The organism is Microbulbifer sp. VAAF005, from assembly GCF_030012985.1.
Classification (GTDB): domain Bacteria; phylum Pseudomonadota; class Gammaproteobacteria; order Pseudomonadales; family Cellvibrionaceae; genus Microbulbifer.
In genome coordinates, this window is record NZ_CP120233.1 from 239,986 (window position 1) to 264,579 (window position 24,594).

Genomic DNA, 24,594 nt, shown 5'->3' on the forward strand with positions numbered 1-24,594 from the left:
GCATGAGCCAAAAGCCTTCTGCTGGCGCGCGTTTCCGCGCTGCACTCGCCGAGAATCAACCGCTGCAAGTGGTTGGTACCATCAACGCCTATTCCGCCATTATGGCCGAACGTATTGGTCACAAGGCGATTTACCTGTCTGGCGCCGGTGTTGCCAACGCCTCCTACGGTCTGCCGGACTTGGGTATGACCAGTCTCGATAATGTACTGGAGGATGTGCGCCGCATAACTGCTGCCAGTGAGTTGCCGCTTTTAGTGGATATCGATACTGGTTGGGGCGGCGCTTTCAACATTTCCCGCACCGTTAAAGAGATGATCCGCGCAGGTGCCGCTGCGGTACACATCGAAGATCAGGTAGCGCAGAAGCGCTGTGGCCATCGCCCGAATAAAGAGATTGTTTCCAAGCAGGAGATGGTCGACCGTATCAAAGCGGCGGTAGATGCCCGTACTGATGACGATTTCTTTGTAATGGCTCGCACCGATGCCTTTGCACAGGAAGGGCTCGATGCAGCTATTGAACGCGCCCAGGCTTGTATTGAGGCTGGCGCTGACGGCATTTTCGCGGAAGCGGTTACTGAACTTGAGCACTACCGTGCCTTTAAAGACGCACTAAATGTGCCGATTTTGGCGAATATTACCGAATTTGGTAAAACCAAGCTGTATAACGCCAAAGATTTGGGCGAAGCGGGCGCAGATATCGTACTGTATCCACTGTCGGCGTTCCGTGCGATGAACCGCGCGGCGGAAAATGTTTATACCAGCATCCTGCAAAATGGCGATCAGCAAGCGGTTGTCGACACCATGCAGACCCGTGAGGAGCTGTACGATTACCTGAATTACCACGAGTTTGAGCAGAAGCTGGACGACCTTTTCACAAAGTAGGGACAAGCTGCCCGGTGCGAAAGCCGGGCGCTGCGCTTTCAATTGGATGAACACAGCAAATGTGTATACAACAGGGGAAATAAGAAGATGGTAGAGAAAGCATTGGGCGGTGCTGGTCTGCGCGGCCAGGTAGCAGGTAAAACTGCACTTTCTACAGTGGGCAAATCCGGTTCCGGCCTGACTTACCGCGGTTACGATATTAAGGATCTGGCCCAGCACTGTGAGTTTGAAGAAGTGGCCTACCTGATTTTCTATGGGGAATTACCCACTGAGGGAGAGCTGGCGGAATACAAGGCGCTGCTGAAAGCCAAGCGTGGCCTGCCGCAGGCATTAAAAGAAGTGCTTGAGCGCATTCCGGCTGATGCCCATCCTATGGATGTAATGCGCACCGGTTGTTCCATGTTGGGTAACCTGGAAGGTGAAGAATCCTTCGCCCAGCAGTTGGATAAAGCCAATCGCCTGCTGGCCGCATTCCCCTCCATAATCTGCTATTGGTACCGTTTCACCCACGACAATGTGCGCATCGAAACTGAAACCGATGACGACAGCATTGGCGGCCACTTCCTGCATATGCTGCGCGATGAGAAGCCCAATGAACTGCACGAGCAGGTCATGAACGTTTCCCTGATTCTGTATGCAGAGCACGAATTTAACGCGTCTACTTTTACCGCTCGCGTTTGTGCTTCCACTTTGTCCGATCTGTTCAGCTGCATCACCGGTGCTATCGGCACCCTGCGTGGTCCTCTGCATGGTGGTGCCAACGAAGCGGCAATGGAACTGATCGAGCGTTTCGCCAATCCCGACGAAGCAGAGAAAGAACTGTTGGGCATGCTGGAGCGCAAAGAGAAGATTATGGGTTTCGGCCACGCCATTTACCGCGAGTCCGACCCGCGCAATGAGATTATCAAAGGCTGGTCTGAAAAGTTGGCTGAAGATGTTGGTGATACCGTGCTGTACCCGGTATCTGTTCGCTGTGAAGAAGTGATGTGGCGCGAGAAAAAATTGTTCTGTAATGCAGACTTCTTCCACGCTTCCGCTTATCACTTTATGGGTATTCCCACAAAGTTGTTTACCCCGATTTTTGTAATGTCCCGGGTTACCGGCTGGGCTGCACATGTATTCGAGCAGCGCGCTGATAACCGCATTATTCGCCCGAGTGCGGAGTACGTAGGTGTTGAGCCCCGTACAGTAACTCCAATCGCTGAGCGCGGTTAATTTTCATTTCACTTTTGAAATGAGGCACACCCGGTGTGCCGGCTCCAGGTTGCCTTTGGTGAGTGGCCTGGAGCCACCCTCAGAAGAGATACGATTTTAAAAAAAGATTCGACTGATTTACCTGCTATGAATACTGATTACCGCAAATCACTGCCCGGTACAGACCTCGATTATTTCGATACCCGAGCCGCTGTTGACGCGATCCAGCCCGGAGCCTATGCCAAACTGCCGTATACCTCACGTATTCTGGCGGAAAACCTGGTGCGTCGCTGCGAGCCGGCAAAACTGACCGACTCCCTGAAACAGATTATTGAGCGTAAGCGCGAGTTGGACTTCCCTTGGTTTCCAGCCCGAGTGGTGTGCCACGACATCCTCGGCCAAACTGCGCTGGTAGACCTGGCCGGTCTGCGCGATGCCATTGCCAATAAAGGCGGTGATCCCGCCAAGGTAAATCCAGTTGTTCCCACCCAGTTGATTGTGGATCACTCCCTCGCGGTAGAGCACCCCGGATTTGAGAAGGATGCTTTTGAAAAAAATCGTGCGGTAGAGGAGCGTCGTAACGAAGACCGCTTCCACTTTATCAACTGGACCAAAACCGCATTTGAAAACGTCGATGTGATTCCCCCCGGTAACGGCATCATGCACCAGATCAATCTGGAGAAAATGTCTCCGGTGGTGCAGGTGCGCGAGGGCGTGGCCTTCCCGGATACCTGTGTCGGTACCGACAGCCACACGCCGATGGTAGACGCTCTGGGTGTGATTTCTGTGGGTGTTGGCGGCCTGGAAGCTGAGAGCGTGATGCTTGGCCGCGCCTCTTATATGCGTCTGCCGCATATTGTTGGAGTGGAGCTCACCGGAAAGTTGCAGCCGGGTATTACTGGTACCGACTTGGTATTGGCTCTCACTGAATTCCTGCGCCGCGAGCGCGTGGTTGGAGCCTACCTGGAGTTTTACGGTGAGGGGGCTTCCAACCTGACCCTGGGCGATCGCGCCACTATTTCCAATATGACTCCAGAGTATGGCGCTACTGCGGCCATGTTCTCTATCGATGAGCAAACCATCGACTATCTCAAACTCACCGGCCGCGATGATGAGCAGGTAGCTTTGGTAGAGAAGTTTGCCAAGGAAACGGGCCTCTGGTCCGACACCTTGAAGGATGCTGAATACGAGCGCGTACTGGAGTTTGACCTGGATACAGTGGGTCGTAACCTTGCTGGCCCCTCCAACCCCCACGCGCTGTTGCCGGCCTCGGAACTGGCTAATCGCGGTATCGCTAAAGCCTGGGAAGAGAAAGCCGGTGAGATGCCCGATGGTGCTGTGATTATTGCCGCGATTACCAGCTGTACCAATACCAGTAACCCGCGCAATATGATTGCCGCAGGCCTGATTGCCCGCAATGCCAACAAGCTCGGCCTGACCCGCAAGCCCTGGGTCAAGTCCTCCCTGGCACCAGGTTCCAAAACGGTAAAAATGTATCTGGAAGAGGCCGACCTGCTACCGGATCTTGAGCAGATGGGCTTCGGCGTAGTGGCTTTCGCCTGCACCACCTGTAACGGCATGAGCGGTGCCCTGGACCCGAAAATCCAGCAGGAAGTGATTGATCGCGATCTGTATGCTACTGCAGTCCTGTCCGGAAACCGCAACTTCGACGGTCGTATCCACCCCTATGCCAAGCAGGCTTTCCTGGCTTCACCGCCACTGGTCGTTGCCTACGCTATTGCCGGTACCATCCGTTTCGATATCGAAAAAGATGCGCTGGGATACGATGGGGAAGGCAACCCGATTACCCTGAAAGATATCTGGCCCAGCGATGAAGAGATCGATGCGATCGTACGTCAGAGCGTGAAGCCACAGCAGTTCCGCGATGTGTATATTCCCATGTTCGAAGAGCGGGATGCCGCAGAAGAGCAGGGCCACGCACTCTACGACTGGCGCCCGATGAGCACCTATATCCGCCGCCCACCTTATTGGGAAGGTGCTCTGGCAGGCGAGCGCAGCTTGAAGGGCATGCGCCCGCTGGCGGTGCTGGGTGACAATATCACTACCGATCACCTGTCTCCGTCCAATGCCATTCTGGCCAGCAGTGCTGCCGGTGAATACCTGGCGAAAATGGGATTGCCGGAGGAGGACTTTAACTCCTACGCGACCCACCGTGGCGACCACCTCACTGCCCAGCGTGCAACTTTTGCCAACCCGAAGCTACTCAACGAAATGGTGCGCGATGATAACGGCGAGGTCCGTCAGGGCTCCCTGGCTCGTGTCGAACCGGAAGGGCAGGTTACCCGTATGTGGGAAGCCATCGAGACCTATATGGATCGGAAGCAGCCTCTGATTATCATTGCAGGCGCTGATTACGGGCAGGGCTCCTCCCGTGACTGGGCTGCGAAAGGTGTACGCCTTGCCGGTGTGGAAGTGATTGTTGCCGAAGGCTTCGAGCGAATTCATCGCACCAACCTGATCGGTATGGGTGTATTGCCGTTGGAGTTTAAGCCGGGCACTACCCGTGAAACCCTGGGTGTCGATGGTACCGAGAGTTTCGACGTAATCGGTGAGCGCACTCCCCATGCCACGCTGACCTTGCTTATCCACCGTGCTAATGGTGAGACGATTGAGGCTCCTGTTACATGTCGTCTGGATACCGCAGAAGAAGTTTCCATTTATGAGGCTGGGGGTGTTTTGCAGCGCTTTGCCAAAGACTTCCTCGAAGCAGAAGCGACGGCCTGAGTTATGAAGTTTGCTCCTCAAGTGAAAATCCCCGCGACTTATATGCGCGGGGGAACCAGCAAGGGTGTTTTTTTCCGCTTGCAAGATCTGCCCGAAGTTGCACAAGTGCCGGGGCAGGCCCGTGACAACTTGCTCCTACGCGTGATTGGCAGCCCGGATCCATACGGTAAGCAGACTGACGGTATGGGTGGCGCTACTTCAAGCACCAGCAAAACGGTAATTTTATCGCCCAGCGATAAAGCCGATCACGATGTGAACTACCTGTTTGGTCAGGTTTCCATCGATAAGCCGTTTGTTGATTGGAGTGGTAACTGCGGCAATCTCACTGCCGCCGTGGGTGCCTTTGCGATCAATAGCGGTTTTGTAGAGCCCGCCAGAGTGCCAGAAAATGGCATCTGTACCGTGCGCATCTGGCAGGCCAATATTGGCAAGACCATTGTTGCCCATGTACCTATGACCAATGGTGAAGTTCAGGAAACCGGGGACTTTGAGCTGGACGGAGTGACTTTTCCGGCGGCTGAAGTGGAAGTGGAATTTATGGACCCTGCCGACGGTGAGGGTGCCATGTTTCCTACCGGTAACCTGGTCGACGATTTAGAAGTGCCCGATGTAGGTGTGCTCAAGGCCACCATGATCAATGCCGGTATTCCCACGATTTTCGTCAATGCAGAAGATATTGGCTACACCGGCACTGAATTGCAGGAGGCCATTAACGGTGACAGCAAAGCACTGGCGATGTTTGAGAGCATTCGCGTTCACGGTGCGGTAAAGATGGGATTAGTTTCTACCATTGAAGAAGCTGCCAATCGCCATCACACCCCTAAGGTTGCTTTTGTCGCTAAACCGCAGGATTACGCTGCATCCAGTGGCAAGGCAGTGGCATCTTCCGAGGTTGATCTCCTCGTGCGCGCCTTATCTATGGGCAAGTTGCACCACGCCATGATGGGCACGGCAGCAGTAGCTATTGGCACCGCTGCGGCGATCCCGGACACTTTGGTTAACCTTGCAGCTGGCGGGGGAGAACGCAACTCTGTTTGCTTCGGTCACCCATCGGGTACCTTACGTGTGGGTGCTCAAGCCAAAGAGGTCGATGGTCAGTGGACAGCTACCAAGGCCATTATGAGTCGCAGCGCCCGAATCCTAATGGAAGGTTGGGTGCGAATACCTGGCGATAGCTTTTAGGGCTTTAGTGATTTCTTTATAGGGGGCCTTTGGGCCCCTTTTTATTTTCCTTCTCTAAAAATTGATTAGGAATCGGTTTTAAATTTTTACTCCAATCAAATTTTATATTCCGCATATATTTAGCTTTATAGGAAAATATAAATTTCAGGTATTCTGACAGCAACTTTTCTTTCGGTTCTCCTATGTTTTTAGGTAGTTTTTTATCTTGGAAAAAGCTGTATTTTTATCATTGTGAGACAGGGCTTGCCTTAATAGTCACATCTAGGTCTGTTTAGATATAGCCTTTATTGCTCAGCGTACGTATATTTAAGGCCTGCTGCTGGGATGCGAGGCGTTGGGTAAGCAAGCAGATATTCTCTAAAAAACTCCCAATATTCGTAGAAAGCTGGTGTATGAATCCTACGGTTTCGGTACTTATTTGACTTGCTGGTCGCAACTAGTGACAACAAATTGTGAACTAGTCCTCTTTGTCCTAGTCGCGATCCGCTCTATCGTATCTGAGTTTCTAACGTCCCTTCTTTTTGAGATTTTAGCCTAGCCGCCGTACTGCCGACGGCCCTATGGGATGGCCATTCATTAAAAAATAAATGTGGCTTTCCTTTTGCAGCAGATTGGAGAGACATCAATGAGAATTAAAAAACCACTTACCTTTGCAATTGCAATGGCAAATGTCGCGGTAGTGTCGGCTTGGGCTCAGGAAGATAGCCAACAGGATGACGATTGGGCGCTGGAAGAAGTAACGGTTACCGCAACCAAGCGCGAAACCAATTTGATGGATACCCCCGTAGCGATCAGTGCATTTACGCAAGAAGAGCTTGATCGCCAGGGTATTAAGAATGTAAAAGATCTGGGCAACACTATCCCCAACGTGGATATTGGCTACGATGCCTCCCAGTCCTCCCCAGTAATTTCTATGCGCGGCGTGCGCTCTACTAATACCAGTGAACTTGGCGATCCGGCGGTAGGCCTGCACTTTGACGGTATTTACTCTGCACGTCCGCAGTCCGCAATGGCAATGATGTTTGACTCCGAAAGGGTTGAAGCCATGCGAGGGCCGCAGGGTACTCTATATGGACGCAACTCCACAGTAGGTGCCATCAACGTTATCTCCAAAAGACCGGTAATTGACGAATTTGAAGGTTCTGTCGGTGTTGAACTTGGCCGTTGGAATCAAGAGCTGGTTAAGGGTGTTATCAATATCCCGGTTTCTGACACCTTCGCACTTCGCGCATCCTTTATGGATGAAACTCGTGATTCCTACCTGACTGGTTATTACGATGCTAACCAGTACGACAATCGTTATATTGATGCTGATAGCCTTGGTGCATCTACTCTTTCCGACGATGCAGAACGCACTTTTACCCAAAATGGAAACTGGTGGGCATCTGAGGATGTTTCCCTGGTAAGGGCTGATGCAGATGACTTCTACGGGAATGTTGACCAGCAAGCCGTACGTATTGGTGCCCTGTGGGAACCAAGTGAAGATATTTCCTGGTATGCCGTAGTTGAGCATTATGAGGACAAAAGTGCCGGTGGTATTAATACCATTGACTGTGATAAAGCTGATGAGCGCGATGATGGCGTAAATTGCGAAACTTATTACGGTTCCGGTGCGGATGAATACACTGTAGCTGTGAATGTTCCTGGTGAACTTGATCTTACCATGAGTGCATTCCGTTCCAACTTCCGCTGGGACTTTAGCGATAGCATGGCATTTGTGTACAACACTGGCTATGCAGTACAAAACCGCAGTAACCTGATCGATGTTGATGCAGGTCGAAATACCTGGGACATGAGCATGAGCATCACTGATGCAGAAAATGTTTCATACTCCCACGAGCTGCAGCTCCAATCTACCGATGATGCTCCACTTCAATGGATCACTGGCCTGTTCTATTTCCATGAGACCAATGACCTTAATGGTTACTTCTTGGCTTCACTGGATAATGCCGTTTTCTGGCGCCAGCCAGATAGAACTGTTGAGGCTAGTGGCGCATTTGCTCAGGCAACTTACAGTCTTACCGATACAATCCACCTAACACTGGGCGGACGCTACACTCAGGATAAGAAGAGCGATGAGGGCGGCAACAATTTAAGTTGTACCCGTGATTGGTCCATAGAATGGGGCGCTGATGAATATGGCTGCTTCCCGGCTTATGATCAAGCTACCTTTAATACTCTCTCAACAGGTTACTTTGCTGACGACTCGATCTACACTGTAGAAACCTACAATGATACTAGTGATACATGGAGCAATGCGGATTATCGCATCGGCTTGGATTACGATCTAACTGATGACGTTATGCTTTATGCCTATGTTGCAACTGGATTTAAGTCTGGTGGTTTGGGTGACGTTATTTATCAATACGAGCAAGACCCAGATACCGCTGAGTATATTTATGATGAGGATGGCAATCGAGTAGTAGCTGGAACCTACGATACCAACTACGATGAAGAATCGGTTGTTACCTGGGAATTTGGTGCTAAAGGTACCTTCCTTGATGGCCGCTTAAATCTTGCTAATACTTTCTTCTTCTCTCAATATAAAGATATGCAGCTTGCCGCACCGGATACTGCGTATACTTACTATGTTGAGGAACGGGATGACGAAGGTAACTTGACGGGTGATATCACTACTGAGCCCTATGTTATCTATCTGACGAAAAATGCTGCTAGAGCAGAAATAATGGGTATGGAGTTTGAGTTTGACTGGGCTCCCTATCCGAATGGCAGAATTAGTGGTTTTGCCACTTGGATGAAAACAGAAATTACCTCTGATTTCTGGAACCGCTGGAACTTCAATAACCAATCTTTGTTTGAAATTGATGACTGGGGTGCAGCTCACGACAATAGTAACGAGGAGCTATACCGTAACTTGAAGGGTAATGAGCTGCCGGTATCACCGGAATTCAGCTTCACCATCAATTACGATCACACCTTTGAGCTGGCTCACGGTGGTGCAATTATTCCGTTTGTTGGTATTCACTGGGAAGACGAGTCTTACTTGACCTACTGGAACGTTGACAAGCATGAGTTCCCGGTTGGTGATACTTCGGCCTACGATGATAGTCGTGATGCATTCTGGATGGTCAATGCTTCTGTGAAGTACGTAAGCCCGGACGATCAGTGGAATGTTGAAGCCTATGGCAACAACCTGACTGACGAAGTTGTTCCGTACTACGCAGATGGAAGTGATGGTCTGGTATCTGGTCCATTCTCTACCCCAATGAGCTACGGTGTGCGCTTTAACTACAACTTCTAAGTAGTTACTGCTAGTCCATAACAAAAAGCCGGATCATTTTAAATGGTCCGGCTTTTTTATATCTCGCCTGTGGTGTCAAAGCTTCTTACGAGTTCTTTAGCCCTGTTAAGACATACAAGTATCTTGGAATTATGTGAGTAGCTAGGCTCTGGTTTTACGCCAAATTATGCGAATCATATAAAATAAAAATAGGGTGATAAGAGTCCAAGGTAAAAGGTATGCGATTGCAGTGATTGCCTCAGATAGCCCGTCAGACAAGTTTTCACCAAAATGAGATAGGGAGTCTGATATGGGAGCCCAGAAAGGGGTGTAGGATTTTGAGTACAACTCAATTTGAACCACATCCATCTGAGTTCGCTTGAACAGTTTAGCTTTTTTTCCCTGTAAATACTCAATATCAGATTGTACCGATGCTAACTTTTCAGCAACCTTGATTAGAGTATCGATGTCACTGGCAGATTTTTGTTCCAGCTCTACAAGCCTCGACTGATACTGGAGTAACATTTCAAGGCGCTTTTGGTTGTCGATAATGACATCTTGTAAATCTTCTGCTTTGGTTTCTCGCTGTATCACTCCTCCTTGCTCTGATGCCAGATCAATGATTTTGTCGACCCCGTTGGGGTGGATTCTAAAGTGGATCCTTCCGTAGGGCTTTTCATCATTACTGAGACTAGAATGCAATATTGTGCTTTCTTTCTCCATCTCTTGCTGGCAGAGAAATTGGAGCTTATGGAATACAGGTTTAACCTCTTCAGCAGGTAGCTCAGTTGTCAGGAAGTGTTCGTAAGCAATATATTGACTTCGCCCACCTTGATTGCCCCCTGAAATAGTTTCCGGGAACCGGATATCTGCAACTACCTTACTGGAGGCGCGAGCATTGTTATATGAGGTTACTGAATTTTCGCTGCCTGATTCTGAGCAACCGTAGTTACTGCCCAATATAAGAAGGGCAAGTAAGTAGTTAAAGAGTCTCATTTGGATCCTGTTTGATTTTAGTTAATCCGAATAGATTTGAATCTAGCATCGTTCGGTTTGCTGATAAAGGTTGACGTCGGTGTGTATGCTGCTCATTTGGGTTTCATTAAGGAGACTCAAGATTTGTGTTATTCTCCTACGAGTCTGAGTGTTTGTTCTGAATCTGTGTATTGGTGGAAAATAGATAATGTCTACAATAGAGCTGGAAGAAAGACGGAAATCAGAGCTAATCGAAAAGGTTAGGGGTTATTTGTCTAAAGAATTTGAGCTGGAAATTGGCGGTTTTGAAGCGGAGTTCTTTATTGATTTTCTTGCAAAGGAGATGGGAGCCGGATTTTATAATCAGGGTTTACATGATGCTCAGGTAATAGTGTCCTCTAAGTTGGAGGACATTTCTGATGCAATTTATGAGATAGAAAAGCCTGTCGACTAGAATTATTGCACCTGTTGATGGCAGTGCGATTCTATCTCTTATAAGCTGTTCAGAGATATTATTCCTTAGGTTTTTCCGCCTGGATAAATAGCATGGCTGCAAAGACCAACACTATTCCAGGTATAAAGCTGATATTAAAGTTTGCCATTTCCAATACTATGGCCACTATTAGTACAAATATCGGATTCAAGAAACTATATGCTGCTACTTTAGTTGCCCCGATCCTTAATGTACTGAATTGCAGCAGAAAAAAACTAATTAAAGTTGAGAATAAGGCTAAATAGAATAGCCCGCCGTAAGTCTCGGTGGGTATATTTCGCCATTCTATCTGGTTCAAGTTTGGAAAAGAGAGCAATAGTAACCAGAGCGCACCAAATAGAATAACCCAGAATGTCATGACCTCTGTAGGCTCCCCTGAGTGAACCTTCTTGATAAGCGGGTTATATAAACTGAGTGATATAGCACCTAGGGTGAATATCCAATCCCCTTTGTTTAGGTCTAGCGTTATCGCTGTTGAGGCACTCCCCTTGAATACAATCCAGGCTGCACCCAGAGTCCCAAGGGTTAGGCCGATAACTTTGCGGGTGCTGCTTCGCTCGCCATTGATGATCAAAGTAAAGATGGCTGTCATCGCCGGAACTGTTGTAAAAAGAGCGCCGGTATTCACTGCAGTGGTGTATTTGAGTGCTTCAAACATACACCAGAAAAAGATAACTAGTGGGATGCTGAGTAGAGCATATCCCAGCAGTTTTTTGGGTTCTGGAAGCTGAATCCCGTGCTTTAAAAATATGAAGGGTGCAAATAGTCCCGCCGCAATTAAGAATCGAATCAACATCATGGAATCCGCCGGGAGTGAATCGGCGATTAACTCCCCAATAGGAAATGATCCTGCAACCAGTAGTGTACAAAGAATCATCAGGCAGTGAACCCACCAGAGCGAGGTGTTGGGGCTTGTAGTTGATGGGGTTATGTCCCTGGTAAGCTCACTCATGCTTCTTCCCTCTATTAGCGAGAGATAAGTGTATGTCGTTTCTGGTAAACTGATAATCCAGCATTATAGACACTCACTGTTGAGGAGAAGGAAACAGTCGCCTATGGAGACAATTGCAGCAATTCCAATATTTGTGACTGTGGCAGAAACCGGTGGCTTTTCCCCGGCGGCAAAGTTACTTGGCATCTCAAAATCAGCGGTAAGCAAGCGGGTTACCCAGTTGGAGCTGCAGCTTGGGGTGAAGCTTTTGCACAGAACTACGCGAAAGTTGAGCCTGACGGAGGCTGGGGAGCATTTTTATGAGCACGCACGCATTGCTTATAAATCGGCCAAAGATGCACAAGACGCAGTTCTGCAGCTACAGGGGGAGCCTCGGGGGCGCTTGCGGATCAATGCTCCTATGTCCTTTGGTAGATTACACCTGGCTCCCTTAATTCCCGTATTTATGAAGCGTTACCCCGAGATTAGTATCGACATGATACTGGACGATAAAGTTGTCGATTTAGTGGGGGAGGGCTTTGATATCGCTATTCGCGGAGGTGACCTTCCCGATACCAGCCTGATTGCCCGCAAACTTGCACCTCTGAAAAGTGTACTCTGTGCGTCACCTTCCTACTTGAAGGAATTCGGAGAGCCCACAGAACTGGAGCAGTTGAGCGCCCATAATTGCCTGATTTTTACTTATTCCAGGGATGTGAAAGAGTGGGGTTTTATCAAAGACAATCACTTACATACCATCGAGGTGAAGGGTAACTACCAGGTAAATAATAGTGAGGCACTGAGGGAAGCTCTTCTTCAGGGTGTAGGGATAGGTCGCTTACCCACCTTCGTGGCAGGACCAGACATTGAGGCTGGAAAGCTAATTCCTCTATTTGAGGAGTACCAGATGCCTGCCAAGTCTATCTATGCGGTTTTCCCTGAGCGGCAGTTTATGCCAGCCAAAGTCCGCGCCTTTATAGACTTTGCAATAGAGTACTTTGGCGGCGATACACCTTACTGGGATCAGTAAATTGTTAACCTTTCGTCAACAGTAAGTCTCCGTCGAACCCCATTATCAACGATAAGGAAACCCAATAAGCTTCTTCTCATCGACATTCAATCAACGAACGATAGTCAGAGAGAAACTTATGGAATTGTTTAAAGCTGTTGAATCCCGCCGCTCGGTTAAGCATTTCGATATCACTGCAGAGATGCCTGTCGAGGACTTCACCCGTCTGGTCCAGGCGACCATGTTGTCGCCGACTTCTTACAATATTCAGCACTGGCGTTTCCTGCGTGTCACAGATATTTCCCTTCGCAGTCAGCTTAAAGATGCAGCCTGGGGGCAACAGCAAGTAGAAGATGCTTCTGAGTTGATCATACTTTGTGCAGATATTAATGCCTGGAGCGACCGGCCGGAGCGGTACTGGGCCGAAGCGCCGAAAGAGGCTAGGGATGTGTTAGTGCCAATGCTAACTGAGTTCTACAAGGGTAAGCAGCAACTACAGCGGGACGAGGCTATTAGAAGCTGCGGATTGGCAGCACAAACCATGATGTTAGCGGCAAAGTCGATGGGATATGACACAGGTGCAATGGTTGGGTTTGACCCAGAGAGAGTCGCTGAGCTGATCAATTTGCCCGAAGGTTATTTGATCGGGATGATGATAGTGATTGGAAAAGCGGCAAAAGTTGCGAATGGGCGTGGTGGACAGCTGTCGATAAATGACGTCCTGTTCGAGAATAGCTTTTAAGGAGACGATAAATAGGGGTGAATCGCTATTGAGGTTCTTTTAGTAGGCCTCAAGGATTAATTGGGTAAATTGTAAAGGCAATTACAGTGTCTATTTACTGGCGTTATCAAAGTTTCGTTATGCTTGCCTAGCTCAAACAATAGATGGGAGATAGAGCAATATAATGAAAGCCCCCTTAGGCTCAGAATAAATTCTTTTCATTGATATTGGAAACGTGAAGTGTGGCTTATGCCTACAATTTTCTTATATCAATGAGAGGGACCTGCCATGAACACCTGTTACCACAAGTTAGTCACAGCTTTCGTCACAAGTGCTACTTTGTTCTCATCACCACTAGTTATGGCTGTTGATTGTGGCGATGTTATAACAACAGCTGAAACCCTGTCGGAAACGCTAAATTGTGAACTGAGCCTGGCGAATCCCTATGCGGTAACAGTAACTGGACCCGGTGGAAGCCTTACGATGGCAGAGGGCGGGGAAATTATTTGTGACAACCCAAATCTAGAAAGTATTGCTGGAATTTTGGTTAATGGATTATCTGGTGCCGTTTATGGTGGGACGATAACCGACTGCCCAGATGGTTTAAACCTGGAGGGAGATGGATTTCATACCATAGATGGAATTATGATATTAAACTCTCCACGAGAGGGAATTGTTATTGATAGTAACTCCAATAATATTGTTGGGAATCAAATTATTGATACTGGCAATGATGATGGTATAGATGTTAGAGGCGATCGAAACCAAATTATCAATAATTATATTGAATCAGCCGGTGATCAGGGAATTACGGTAAATGGTGTGTTTACACTGGTTCAGCTAAATACTGTTGTCGGTAGTACTGATGGTGATAACGGAATTGATATTAATGAAAGTAACACAACAGTTATTCAAAACTTTGTTACCGGCAGTGCGAGTAATGGGATTGAACTCAATGTGGATGTATCAAGTACTTCTATAATACAAAATATAGTAATGGAAAATGGGACAAATGGCTCGCCTGATACAGCCGGTATCAATATCGCTGGATTCAATAATGAGAATAATGTGGTGGTAGGGAATACATCGCTTGATAATTCTGCATTTGATTTACGTGATCCTAGCGATCCAACCTGTAGTGGAAGTAATACTTGGATTGGCAATACTCATGTAACAGCAGAACCTGCCTGTTTGGATTAAGTTCGGGGAGGTTTTAATCTGGGGAAAGTAGAAGCGTGTAAGTGATACTGCTGGAGAAGACGGAAAGATATACTGCGTTTAAGGTGTGCTGTGCATTCGCGTCTTCCCTATTTTGGGTAAGTTGCGGAGTTACTAAAATTAAACCCGAACTACGATGTTTCACGCCAATGCTGACACTCGATTGCCGATAGGGTGACACTAAGGGATATGTTCAGTGAGAGAAACGACATGGCAGTCTTCTGCTTTATGAAAATCAGTTGTCGCTTCCTACAAAAATCACAATCCGATCGACATTCCCGCTAACATCCAGTACAGCAATTTGGTGCTTACCACTGCCCGGAAGTAGTGCCAGATTTTCGTTTCCGAGGGTTTCGCCCTTGGGTTCACCGTTTAGGAACCAATAGCGCTTTCCCTGTCCGCCAATCGCGCTCAGAGTCAAACGCGGAAGTGGGGCATTTTTGCCGGTAGGTCGATACTGGTTACCGTCTCCAGCTCCGATAATTTTTAGTGGAGTTCCTGTTGTTGCAGTCGGGGTGTAACACTCGGGAGCCGTCGGAGGAATTTGCTGGGCCCGGGTTTGGTTTGCGGGTAGCCAGGATTCCAGTTCTTTTGGCCAAAGGGCTAGGCTATGCCTTTCAGTAGTAGAATCCATACAACTGGGCTTTACCCGCATACCTTGCCGGTTTGCAAAGAAACTAAAGGTTTGTGCTGCCCGCAGAGGCTCACCTTGCGGCGATAGTGTTCTGGGTGTGCGCCCTTGGATTAACCAGGCGTTGTGTTGCAGATGGCAGTGGCTGGTTTGTGTGAGCGTCTTCTGGCCCCCAAGCGGCCAACAAATAGTCTCTTGAGTTACTGAATCTGGCTTTTTCAGGTGCTGTTGTTTGTTGTCTGGTAATGCGGCGATAACTGCGTTCAATAGAGGTGTAGCACTAATGGAGCCATAGTAACCGGGTAGGGGAGTGCCATCCGGTCGGCCTACCCAAATGCCGACGGTGTAGCCGGGAGTTACGCCAATCGCCCAGGCATCCCGGTAGCCGTAGCTGGTGCCTGTCTTCCAGGCGATATCTGCCTTGTTTTGTCGCACCAGATTGCGCCAACGGCGGGAACCTCCGCGATTGGAAGCGAGCATTTCAAATGTAATCCAAGCCGCCTCAGAAGACATCAGATGCCTTTCACGTACGGGCTCCTCGGGTAAATAGCGGGGAGCTGCAGTCTGGCCTCCCCGTGCCAGTGCGGCATAAATACCTGTCAGCTGGTCAAGACGAGCACCTACGCCCCCCAAAATCATGGCCAAGTTGGGTCTACCACCACTGGGAAACTCTAGTGCTAGTCCGGCATTTTCCAGGGCTGCGGCCAATCGACCGGGGCCGTAATGTTCCAGTAGCTGAACTGCAGGGACATTGAGAGATTTCTGAAGGGCGGCAGTGGCGGTGACAGGGCCGGCGAAGCCTCGATGGAAATTTTCAGGGCGGTAATCGCCGTGGATGCGGGGCGCATCGCTGAGCAGGGAGGCGCTGTGGATCAGGTCCTCATCAATGGCAAGTCCGTACAAAAAGGGCTTGAGCGTAGAGCCCGGTGAGCGTACAGCCCTGGCCATATCCACATAGCCATAGCGGCGCCCGTTACCAAAATGAGAAGCTCCCACGTAGGCGCGCACAGATAAATCGGAATTCTCCAAAACTACAACAGCTGCAGATGTTTTGGCTGGATAGCTATCCATATGATCGCGCAGAAAATCTTCCAATCCGCGCTGGATGTTGCCGTCGATTGTGGTGCGAATAACTTCTTGATCGCTGATGGTATTCACCAGCCTGCGGGCTAGGTGCGGGGCGTTTTGCGGGAATTCCAAGCGTTCCGCATAGACCTGCTCAAGCTGGGCGCGTTTAACATCCTCTGCACTCCAGACGGTAAATGACTGCAGCCTATCCAGAACTTTGTCCCGGGCATTTTGTGCCTTTAGAGGATGCCGATCTGGCCGCAGGCGGCTCGGCGCCTGAGGGAGTACAGCTAGCAGTGCAGCTTCCGCATGGGTAAGGTCGGAGGCTGATTTACGCAGGTATAGACGGCTGGCTGCTTCCACGCCTTCAATATTGCCGCCGTAAGGTGCGAGGTTCAGGTACAGATCGAGAATTTCATTCTTGCTGAAGTGCCACTCCAATTGCAATGCACGCAATATCTGCTTGGTTTTGCCCGGCAGAGTTTTGCGGTGTGGGTCCAGTAGTCGCGCTACCTGCATGGTGAGAGTGGAACCGCCGGAAACGACTCGTCCATTGCGAAGGTATTGGACTGAAGCTCGCAATAGGGCTAGCGGATTTACTCCGGGGTGCCGATAGAAGTGTCGGTCTTCGTAGGTGAGAAGAGCTTCGATAAAGCGCGGCGATACATTTTCCCGAGATATTGGGTATCTCCAAACTCCGCGACTGTCGGCAAAGAAACGTAGTGGTTTGCCGTAGCGATCTGCAACGACCCGTGCAAAGTCTTGAGTTTCGGGAAGAGGTGGAGGGAAAGCAAAGTCGAGCAGTAGCAGTACCGCTGTGAGGGCGGCGGGCGCAAGCAGCAGTGCGCGAACTCTGCGACTGCTGCTTTGCCAGGCTCTCCGGATAGTGGCCAACAGCTTCACTGTTTACCGATTACCCGCATTTGCGTTAGGGGATTTTCACCGATAGCGAAGCGTTCCGGTTTGTACATATCCTCTACGTAGGGTGGGGGCACCTGATAGTTGCCGGGGGTTACTGCGCGGGCGATATAGAAGAGATTGGTGGTTTTGTATCTCAGCTGATCCAGTGCCGCTACAAAGCGGTCATCGCGATATTCAGTATGTTGGATATTGTCCTGGGTGTCCTGCCATTGAGCGATACTTCTGCCATCGAACTCGAGTTCATCCACTTTGACACTGTCGGCCAGGTTTTGATTCTCCAGCTCAAAACCTGCGGGCAATAGGTCCACGGCAAGTAGGTCGGGTAGGCGCTGGTCCGCGTCAATTTGCAAGCGCACCAGGTAAAGCTCGCCCTCACGAACCTGATTGGGAATGACTTCCGTGCCACCCAAATTGTGGTAGCTGCGTTTGATTCTGACACCTTTATCCATCGCCGCCTCTGGCGACTCCTTGCTGTAACCATTGATAGTGATTGCTGCATAGAGCTTCTCTATCTGTGCAGTTACCTCAAGTGCGCTGGCGGCTTCGCGCCCTCGAAATAATGCGCTGTGCGGGTTATCGCTATTGAGCTCGCGCAAGCCATCAATACTGGCCAAAGTCGCAGACCAGTTTGCACTGCTATTGAGTTGCAACTGTGCTCCAGCCATAAACACACTATTGCGCTCCTGGGTGCTGAGATATTGGCGACCGTGGAGAAGATCTGCCAGTTCGAACACCAGGGATTCCGTTTTATCACCTGCGAAATTGTGCTCTAGGAGTAGGGAGATCATTTGGGCCGTATCCCGTAGGTCTGATCCATAATCGCCATAGTAGCTGCGGCGTTTGCGCTCGATTTTAAGCGCTTTTTGCAGGGCCTCCTGGGCCAGGGTGGCATCGCCCATGGTGTGCAAAGCGATTGCCATATGCAGATTTGGCAAGGGAGATTGGGTCAGGCTAGAGCCACTTTCATAAAGGGTACGCAGTTGCCCGAGAGACACTTTCTGTACTCGTGAGAGCACATAGGCTGCGTAAGCTCTTGAGGCATAAGCATAAAAATCGGGACTATAGCTATAGCGTTGCTGATAGAAAGCACCGCGCTCACGGGCATAGTCCTGCAGGCGCTTGAGTGCGGATTCCAGGCGGTTATTGTCAAATACGATTCCCTGGTCCCGGGCCCGCAATAGAAGATCGACTACATAGGCGGTTAGCCACTGGCTTTCGGAAGACTCGGAACTCCATAGGCCAAAGCTGCCGTTCCCTTTTTGCATACTGAAAATGCGCTCAATACCTGCGTCGATACGTTCGGCCCGCTCATTCTCATCCAGAGTTTCAAGGCCCAGTTTTTGCTGTCGCTGCGGCGTTGCCATGACTAGCGGGAAGGTCCGGCTGGAGGTTTGTTCCAGGCAGCCGTAGGGGTATTGCAGCAGGTTGGATAGGTGATCCTGTAACTGCAGTTGCGGTCGGCTGTCCAGGGATACCAGGGTTTGAACAGTTCCAGGCATTAGGGAATCCAGGAAGCTGCTATCGGCACTGAAGCTCTCGCCCTGGGACAGGAGTCTGCGCTGGTTGCGTGTGGTTGCCGGCCAAGCGGGGCGCACGCCCAGGCGCCACTGCTGTTCGATATCGATATCATTTCCATCTTTATCGACGGCACCCTGCACGACCAGTTTGAACTCCGCATCTCCGGTGGCATCTTTGGCGGTGATAGGGAAGCGCAAAGTTTTGCGTTCACCATCCGCCAGTTCCAGCATCCGCTCACCCATTTCCAAATCTACCGCGCCCACTGATTGCATAATTACAGTGAGTTTTTGGGAGCGGCCACTTAAGTTATTGAGGTCAAGGGCCAGAGTGCTGCTATCACCAGGGGCCATAAAGCGAGGCAAGGCGGCTTGGGTGACAACCGGTGAGGCGACTGTTACTTCTCCGTCGGTGCTACCGAATCGGTCTTTGCTGAAAGAAACCGCCATCAGGCGCAGCTGTCCGTTAAACTCCGGTAGTTGCAGTGCGACCTTTGCTTGGCCCTGAGTATCAAATTCAACGGGTCCTGAGAATAAAGATACTATTTGAACGTCGGAGTTGGGCTCGTCGCCGCCTCGGGCCAGTTCCGCATCGCCGCCAAAACGTTGCCCCACCAGTTTGCCACTGCTGGATTCAATAATGCGATGATAAATATCCCTTACATCCACACCGTAACGGCGCTGGCCAAAAAAGGCCTCGAAGGGATCCGGGGTTTTGAAACGGGTGATATTGAGTACACCGACATCGACGGCGGCCAGGGTGGCCCAGGCTTTGTTTCCGTTTTGTTCGATAGAATTTTCGTCGGCAGAAATGGTAACTTCAATTTCCGAGCCGGGCAGGGCATTCTTGGGCGCTTCGAGTGAAATGGGCAGACGCCGAGGATCGCGATCCAGGGGCAGGTGGGCGAGACCAAAAGCGCGATTGGGGGCGATACGCTCATTCTTGTCCGCAGGGCGCAGAGCAGTAACAGAAATATAGGTGTCGTGGCGATCCCACTCAGGAGAGATTGGGATTTCGATATTGGTACCCGACTTTTCTACAGGTAGTCGTTTGGACCACAATAGTTGGTCGCTCTCCACCAACACCAACGCCTCTCCGTCAGCGGGCGGTACTATGGTGAGTTGCGCCAGATCTCCAGAAGAGTACCTTGGTTTGTCCAGTGATAGGGCCACGGTATCCGGACGCGCAGCCTGGCCTTTGGCTACTTGATCCTTACGCCACCAGTAATACCAGTCCCGGCCGGCGTGGAAGCGTAAGCTGCTGGTTGCTCCCGTATTGGTATCAGTGACTTCTAAGCGGTAGTGGCCGTGTTCCACTGGGACTGTGAGCTTCAGGGGCTGCTCTTCGGTGAATTGGAGCTGGCGACTGAAAGTTTCAAATTCAGCACTTGAGTATTCATAGTGCCAGCCCCGATTTGCAGAGTACTCCCAAAAGTACTGGCGGTCTTCGGAAATTAACACCGCTTTGAGATCCCGCCCGATAACAGGCTCGCCCTGTGCGTCGGCAACCACTATTTCAAATTCAGGCCTGCTGTTGGCCGATGGGTTTTCCTCTCCAAAATTTGGGCGAATACCTACCACCGGGTGTGTGGGCCATACCAGGACTGGATGTTGGCGAGTTACCGGGCGGCCGCCGGATTCGAACAGGCTGGAAACCAAGTTGATTTTCAGCGGGCTCTTTGCTCGTTTCCAACGGGAGCGTAAGGTCAGATTGCTCAACCCTTCCTCATTGAGTTCAATCGTAGGCGCATGAAACTGTCGCGTGGGCAAAGATTCATTAGTGTTCCCAAATAAGAACCCTTTCCACTGGGGGAAGGGCTCGCGATAGTGGCTAATTTGCACCAGAGTTTCCAGGCGGTTCTTTGCCGCTGGCGCACCATAGAGATAACTACCTTCTACTTGAAGTTCGAAAGATTCTTTATGGCCCTCAACCAGACTGCGCTCTTCACCATCTTGCAAAACCAGCTTCATTCGCTCTGGCAGGAATTCTTCTACCTTAAATGGATATTTCACTTTGCGTCCATCGGCTAGCTCAACATCCAGGCGCCAGTCACCGGTAGGTGCATTTTGTGGAAGTGGGATAAGCTTTTCGTAGTATCCGGGCGCACTGGCGTGCCATGTGAATGCGCGCGCGCTGGTATTGTCCGGCTTTATGAGTTCTGCCTTGATCGGCAGGTCTTTGATATAGCGTCCATCATAATTGCGCAGCAGCCCGCTCACCTGGATCGATTCATTGGGGCGATACAGATCTCGCGGGCCATACATGAAAAACTCCATCGGTCTCGAAGGGCGCTGGCCCAACTGAAAATCCGAAAGGTCCAATGCAGGTTCACGCAGGTCTAGTATGGAGAAGTGACCGGTATCAGGGTCTCTTGCGATAAAGAAGCGCTGTGAGTCTTCCTGTTCCTGCGTCAGAGCAAAGCGCACCTGGCCGTCTTGGTCGGTTGTGTATTGCTGGATTAGCTCCCCTTTGTTGTTGAGCAGCTCAACTTCAATGCCCTTAAGAGCCTGCCCTTCATCCAGAGATGAAACATAGAGGTCCACACTGTTTGGGTAGTACCGCGCAAGAAGGCCTAAGTTTGAGATAGAGAAGTGGGTGACATCATAGAGGTTGGTGTCATACATGCCTGCCGGCTGCATAACCGCGACATAGATACCTGGTTGTTGCAGGGGCTTTATATGCCCGATAGAGAGGTCGAAATCTCGCTGGACATATTTCTCCTTGGTGAGATCGAACTGGGCACTATAGACAAAATCGGCCACTTGATTGAGGGACTTCAAGCGGTAGTAGTATTTTAGTGACTGGCTTTTGATCAGCCTGAAGAACTCGGAATAATGTTCAGGTTTCACTCTATGGAAGTGAATCTGTGCGGCCTCAACACTGACTGCAGTAACAGGTAGACCGGGAGTTACCGTCGCGGGAAAAATACTTCCATTGCTGGCAAAGCTGATACTGGGCTCAATCCGTCGGGTGCGAAGCCTCTCCTGTTTCTCTTCCTGTAATTCCAAGCCGTTTTCGCCGGGCAGACCCGGGAGCACGGTGAGTTTATAGCGAGTATCTGGTTCAATATGAGGAAAATAGAGAATTTTCTGGTTATCGGAGAGAACCCAACCACCATCTACACGCTCGCCATCGTCACGGGATAGATTCAAGTAGGAGCCAAAATGGGCATTGCCCAGTAAAGGTTCAGAAAAGATAACAGCGATGGCCCGTGCATCTTTAAACGTCCGCTCCCCAACATGGAGGACCTTTAGAAAGTGATCCCCGGAGATTTGAGTACTGGCTCTGGCTGTGACTTGTGCAGGGGTAGCATCATTCTCTGTCAGCTCAGTAGAATTAGTTTCAGAAGTGCGCCGAACTTCATCAGCTTTCGAGCTTATTTCACTAGAAGAGGCCGCTTCTTTTTTATGCACTTTCTCAGTGGCGCTGAGAGCTTGTGCCTGGTTGTTACCCTCTTCAACGCTCCCGCCTTCCGCAAGCTTGGGGGTGTCAGCGAGTTTCTTCTCTGACTTTTCTTGTGAGCAAGCCATAGCTATAAGACAAAGAAGAATGACCGCAATCCAGCGTGGTGAGCGGTGAAGGGACATGGGTATTTCCTTATAGAATCCATTTAGCGACGCACAATTTAGTCCGTCTTTAAATATGTCTCAAGTTTCCTCCAAGGTTTCCGTGCTCGGTATCTACTTCTGATGCAAGTGTGTATCAATAGTGAGGCGGGGATTATTGATGGCTGGAAAATAAATTTATGGAATAAAGGGGTGGCAATTAGGTGGCTTAGAGAGTAAGTGTCTTTTCTGTTCTATGGTACCAGGTTGAGGCGTGTAGTTTATTCGATAATCACTAGTTCAATTGAATCTAGCCGAAATAACGTTGTATCACTACACCTATGTTGGCTTCTTTTTACGTTTAAATAGCTTAATCCAGAAGATTCCTTCAAAGATAATGCCAAGAGCAAGGAAGATTACTCCTCCCACAGGGACTCCGAAAGCGTAGCAGGCAATCGCCGCAAATAAAAATAGCAGTGCGGTGGCAATTCTTTTCACTTTGATATTCCTTTGTTATGCCTCAGTTCTAGCCTAAGCTTGTTCTACTTCAAAGACTATACTGAATACCAGACTTAAACCCAACATAAATAATACCCAAGCATAGAACTGTGGAACAAAAAGCTAAAGGCAGATAGAGTTTGTAATGGCCATGCCTTTTTAATTACGTCCTCACAAAGCGGGACTAGTATTGCTATAAAGAAGTCATAGGTAGCGGCCTGGGTTTTTATTAAGAGTCTCAGACCTTATAGTCACTTTTACTCTTTCATGTGTACTATCTTAATGTTAGGTGGGGTTATATGAGGTAGCTTGTGAAAGTACTGATTGTTGGGGCTGGGCCCACGGGCCTTACAGCAGCGGTCGAGCTTGCTCGGCGAGGGCTATTGCCAAGAATTGTGGACCGCCGGGATAGCGCTTCAACCCTTAGTCGAGCGGTGGGAGTTACTTCTCGCAGCCTTGAGTTGCTTTCACACTCTGGCGTTTCTGAAAAGTTGATTGCTGAGGGGATCGCGGTTCAGAGCGCATGCATTTACCTAAATACGCATTTAGCACTAGAGTTTCCCCTTCATTCCGATCGGACTTATTTCCCCGCCATTCTTGGACTTCCTCAAGACAGAACTGAAGCTCTCATGGCTCAGGTTTTATTTGGTATGGGAGTCGAAGTTGAATATAGGAAAGAACTCAAAACCCTTACCGAGGAAAAGAGCGGGGTAGTGGCTTTTTTTGACAATGGTGAAGAGGAGCGATTTGACCTGGTTGTAGGAGCGGATGGTATTCGCAGTACTGTTCGTGAAGCTGCAGGTATCAGTTATCCTGGATTTGACTTGGAAGAAGTGTGGTCAATCGCGGATGTTGATACAGGGGATTGGCCTCCTAAAAGAAAGTTTACCTTGGTCAAAATGGAATCTGGCGTGGTCGCTGTTGCAGTGCCATTGGGAGAAGGCCGACACCGTCTGGTAGCTAGCTGTGATAATGCAATTAAAGCATTTCCGATGGCGGTGGATGTTAAGAGGGTTCGGCGGGAGGGAACCTTTAAAATCTCAATTCGGCAAGCGGAAACTTACTCAAAGGGTAGGATACATCTAGCTGGGGATGCTGCCCATTGCCACTCTCCGGTTGGAGGTCGTGGTATGAACCTTGGGATAGCTGATGCAGCCGAATTGGCAAAACGGATCACTGAGGGGCAGCTCCTAGGCTACTCTGAATTGCGCCATCAAGAAGATAAAAAGGTTATTGAGGTTACTGAGCGTGGTCGGAAAATGATTACTGGACAATCCCTGAAAGCAAGATTTGAATTTCGAGCGTTAATCGCTGCCGCCAGTTCTATTCCTGCAGTGCGGAGAAAACTGGGGCAGTTTGCGGTGGAGCTTTAGGGGTCAAATAAATTTGTAATCATTTGTAGGTTGAGCCAGTTGTCTGCGAGCATGCGTGTCAAAATTTAGGGATATTTCAATCTATCTTTTTAGTTTTACAGCCGTACCAAAAACAAGAATTTCTGAGGAGCCATCCATAATTGCGCTTGTAGTAAAACGAATGCCTACTACGGCATCAGCGCCTTTTTGCCGGGCACTGTCACTCAATCTTTGAAAAGCTTTGTTTCTCGCTTCGGTTAACATCTCTGTGTAGCCCCGGATTTCTCCTCCGACAATGCTTTTGATGCCAGCCATTAAATCACGGCCAATATGTTTTGACTGAACAACGTTACCCGTAACGATATCCAATATCTCCGATATCTCTCTTCCTGGCACTGTTTCCGTAGTTGAAAAAATCATTTTGCTCCCCCTGAATTAGAAATACTCTTCTATTTTACATTATTAGTAATCTTA

General features: G+C 49.5%; 16 protein-coding genes. 10 read left to right on the top strand and 6 right to left on the bottom strand.

Annotated features, from left to right (window positions below):
• Nucleotides 1–2: 2 nt before the first annotated feature.
• From prpB to P0078_RS01100, 5 genes are all read left to right on the top strand, one after another.
• Nucleotides 3–881, top strand: a complete 879-nt coding sequence (gene prpB, locus P0078_RS01080; RefSeq protein WP_282932634.1) for a methylisocitrate lyase — start codon at nt 3–5, stop codon at nt 879–881.
• An 87-nt stretch (nt 882–968) separates the two neighbouring features.
• Entirely contained in the window at nt 969–2,096 is a 1,128-nt protein-coding gene (gene prpC / locus P0078_RS01085; protein WP_282932635.1) for a bifunctional 2-methylcitrate synthase/citrate synthase, read from the top strand.
• Between the two features lie 126 nt (nt 2,097–2,222).
• Nucleotides 2,223–4,820, top strand: a complete 2,598-nt coding sequence (gene acnD, locus P0078_RS01090; protein WP_282932636.1) for a Fe/S-dependent 2-methylisocitrate dehydratase AcnD — start codon at nt 2,223–2,225, stop codon at nt 4,818–4,820.
• A gap of 3 nt (nt 4,821–4,823) precedes the next feature.
• Nucleotides 4,824–6,002, top strand: a complete 1,179-nt coding sequence (gene prpF, locus P0078_RS01095; protein ID WP_282932637.1) for a 2-methylaconitate cis-trans isomerase PrpF — start codon at nt 4,824–4,826, stop codon at nt 6,000–6,002.
• Nucleotides 6,003–6,627: 625 nt separating this feature from the next.
• Nucleotides 6,628–9,264, top strand: a complete 2,637-nt coding sequence (locus tag P0078_RS01100; protein ID WP_282932638.1) for a TonB-dependent receptor — start codon at nt 6,628–6,630, stop codon at nt 9,262–9,264.
• 141 nt (nt 9,265–9,405) lie between these two features.
• Here P0078_RS01100 and P0078_RS01105 read toward each other — a convergent pair whose 3' ends face one another.
• A complete protein-coding gene (locus P0078_RS01105; protein ID WP_282932639.1) occupies nt 9,406–10,239 on the bottom strand; it encodes a DUF4349 domain-containing protein in 834 nt (277 codons plus the stop codon).
• A 187-nt stretch (nt 10,240–10,426) separates the two neighbouring features.
• Between P0078_RS01105 and P0078_RS01110 the strand changes: the two genes are divergently transcribed.
• Nucleotides 10,427–10,672, top strand: coding sequence for a DUF2164 domain-containing protein (locus tag P0078_RS01110; RefSeq protein WP_282932640.1), 246 nt, complete (start codon nt 10,427–10,429; stop codon nt 10,670–10,672).
• Nucleotides 10,673–10,730: 58 nt separating this feature from the next.
• On the opposite strand, the gene P0078_RS01115 is transcribed toward P0078_RS01110, so the two are convergent.
• Complete coding sequence (locus tag P0078_RS01115) at nt 10,731–11,663, bottom strand: DMT family transporter (protein WP_282932641.1); 933 nt, start codon at nt 11,661–11,663, stop codon at nt 10,731–10,733.
• Nucleotides 11,664–11,766: 103 nt separating this feature from the next.
• Between P0078_RS01115 and P0078_RS01120 the strand changes: the two genes are divergently transcribed.
• The 3 genes from P0078_RS01120 (at nt 11,767) to P0078_RS01130 (ending at nt 14,572) form a co-directional block, all read left to right on the top strand.
• Nucleotides 11,767–12,672 (top strand): LysR family transcriptional regulator, encoded by a 906-nt coding sequence (locus P0078_RS01120; RefSeq protein ID WP_282932642.1) that lies wholly within the window; start codon nt 11,767–11,769, stop codon nt 12,670–12,672.
• Nucleotides 12,673–12,790: 118 nt separating this feature from the next.
• Complete coding sequence (locus P0078_RS01125; protein WP_282932643.1) at nt 12,791–13,393, top strand: nitroreductase family protein; 603 nt, start codon at nt 12,791–12,793, stop codon at nt 13,391–13,393.
• A gap of 267 nt (nt 13,394–13,660) precedes the next feature.
• Nucleotides 13,661–14,572, top strand: a complete 912-nt coding sequence (locus P0078_RS01130) for a right-handed parallel beta-helix repeat-containing protein (protein ID WP_282932644.1) — start codon at nt 13,661–13,663, stop codon at nt 14,570–14,572.
• Between the two features lie 253 nt (nt 14,573–14,825).
• On the opposite strand, the gene pbpC is transcribed toward P0078_RS01130, so the two are convergent.
• The 3 genes from pbpC to P0078_RS01145 all read right to left on the bottom strand — a co-directional run bounded on the left by pbpC (nt 14,826) and on the right by P0078_RS01145 (nt 22,768).
• Nucleotides 14,826–17,192 carry a penicillin-binding protein 1C gene (gene pbpC, locus P0078_RS01135; RefSeq protein WP_282932645.1) on the bottom strand — a complete coding sequence of 789 codons (2,367 nt, stop codon included), beginning with the start codon at nt 17,190–17,192 and terminating at the stop codon, nt 14,826–14,828.
• Nucleotides 17,189–22,312 (bottom strand): alpha-2-macroglobulin family protein, encoded by a 5,124-nt coding sequence (locus P0078_RS01140; protein WP_282932646.1) that lies wholly within the window; start codon nt 22,310–22,312, stop codon nt 17,189–17,191. The genes pbpC and P0078_RS01140 overlap by 4 nt, the downstream gene beginning before the upstream one ends.
• A 297-nt stretch (nt 22,313–22,609) precedes the next feature.
• Nucleotides 22,610–22,768, bottom strand: coding sequence for a hypothetical protein (locus P0078_RS01145; RefSeq protein ID WP_282932647.1), 159 nt, complete (start codon nt 22,766–22,768; stop codon nt 22,610–22,612).
• A 311-nt stretch (nt 22,769–23,079) separates the two neighbouring features.
• On the opposite strand from P0078_RS01145, the gene P0078_RS01150 reads away from it, so the two are divergent.
• On the top strand, nt 23,080–24,141 hold the full coding sequence (locus P0078_RS01150) for an FAD-dependent oxidoreductase (protein ID WP_282932648.1): 1,062 nt from the start codon (nt 23,080–23,082) through the stop codon (nt 24,139–24,141).
• Nucleotides 24,142–24,222: 81 nt separating this feature from the next.
• On the opposite strand, the gene P0078_RS01155 is transcribed toward P0078_RS01150, so the two are convergent.
• Nucleotides 24,223–24,540 carry a heavy metal-binding domain-containing protein gene (locus P0078_RS01155; RefSeq protein WP_282932649.1) on the bottom strand — a complete coding sequence of 106 codons (318 nt, stop codon included), beginning with the start codon at nt 24,538–24,540 and terminating at the stop codon, nt 24,223–24,225.
• Nucleotides 24,541–24,594: the final 54 nt, after the last annotated feature.

Bases quoted from the DNA above. Each gene is read 5' to 3' on its own strand.
- prpB (WP_282932634.1), top strand. From the start codon at position 3: ATGAGCCAAAAGCCTTCTGCTGGCGCGCGTTTCCGCGCTGCACTCGCC.
- prpC (WP_282932635.1), top strand. From the start codon at position 969: ATGGTAGAGAAAGCATTGGGCGGTGCTGGTCTGCGCGGCCAGGTAGCA.
- acnD (WP_282932636.1), top strand. From the start codon at position 2,223: ATGAATACTGATTACCGCAAATCACTGCCCGGTACAGACCTCGATTAT.
- prpF (WP_282932637.1), top strand. From the start codon at position 4,824: ATGAAGTTTGCTCCTCAAGTGAAAATCCCCGCGACTTATATGCGCGGG.
- P0078_RS01100 (WP_282932638.1), top strand. From the start codon at position 6,628: ATGAGAATTAAAAAACCACTTACCTTTGCAATTGCAATGGCAAATGTC.
- P0078_RS01105 (WP_282932639.1), bottom strand. From the start codon at position 10,239: ATGAGACTCTTTAACTACTTACTTGCCCTTCTTATATTGGGCAGTAAC.
- P0078_RS01110 (WP_282932640.1), top strand. From the start codon at position 10,427: ATGTCTACAATAGAGCTGGAAGAAAGACGGAAATCAGAGCTAATCGAA.
- P0078_RS01115 (WP_282932641.1), bottom strand. From the start codon at position 11,663: ATGAGTGAGCTTACCAGGGACATAACCCCATCAACTACAAGCCCCAAC.
- P0078_RS01120 (WP_282932642.1), top strand. From the start codon at position 11,767: ATGGAGACAATTGCAGCAATTCCAATATTTGTGACTGTGGCAGAAACC.
- P0078_RS01125 (WP_282932643.1), top strand. From the start codon at position 12,791: ATGGAATTGTTTAAAGCTGTTGAATCCCGCCGCTCGGTTAAGCATTTC.
- P0078_RS01130 (WP_282932644.1), top strand. From the start codon at position 13,661: ATGAACACCTGTTACCACAAGTTAGTCACAGCTTTCGTCACAAGTGCT.
- P0078_RS01140 (WP_282932646.1), bottom strand. From the start codon at position 22,312: ATGTCCCTTCACCGCTCACCACGCTGGATTGCGGTCATTCTTCTTTGT.
- P0078_RS01155 (WP_282932649.1), bottom strand. From the start codon at position 24,540: ATGATTTTTTCAACTACGGAAACAGTGCCAGGAAGAGAGATATCGGAG.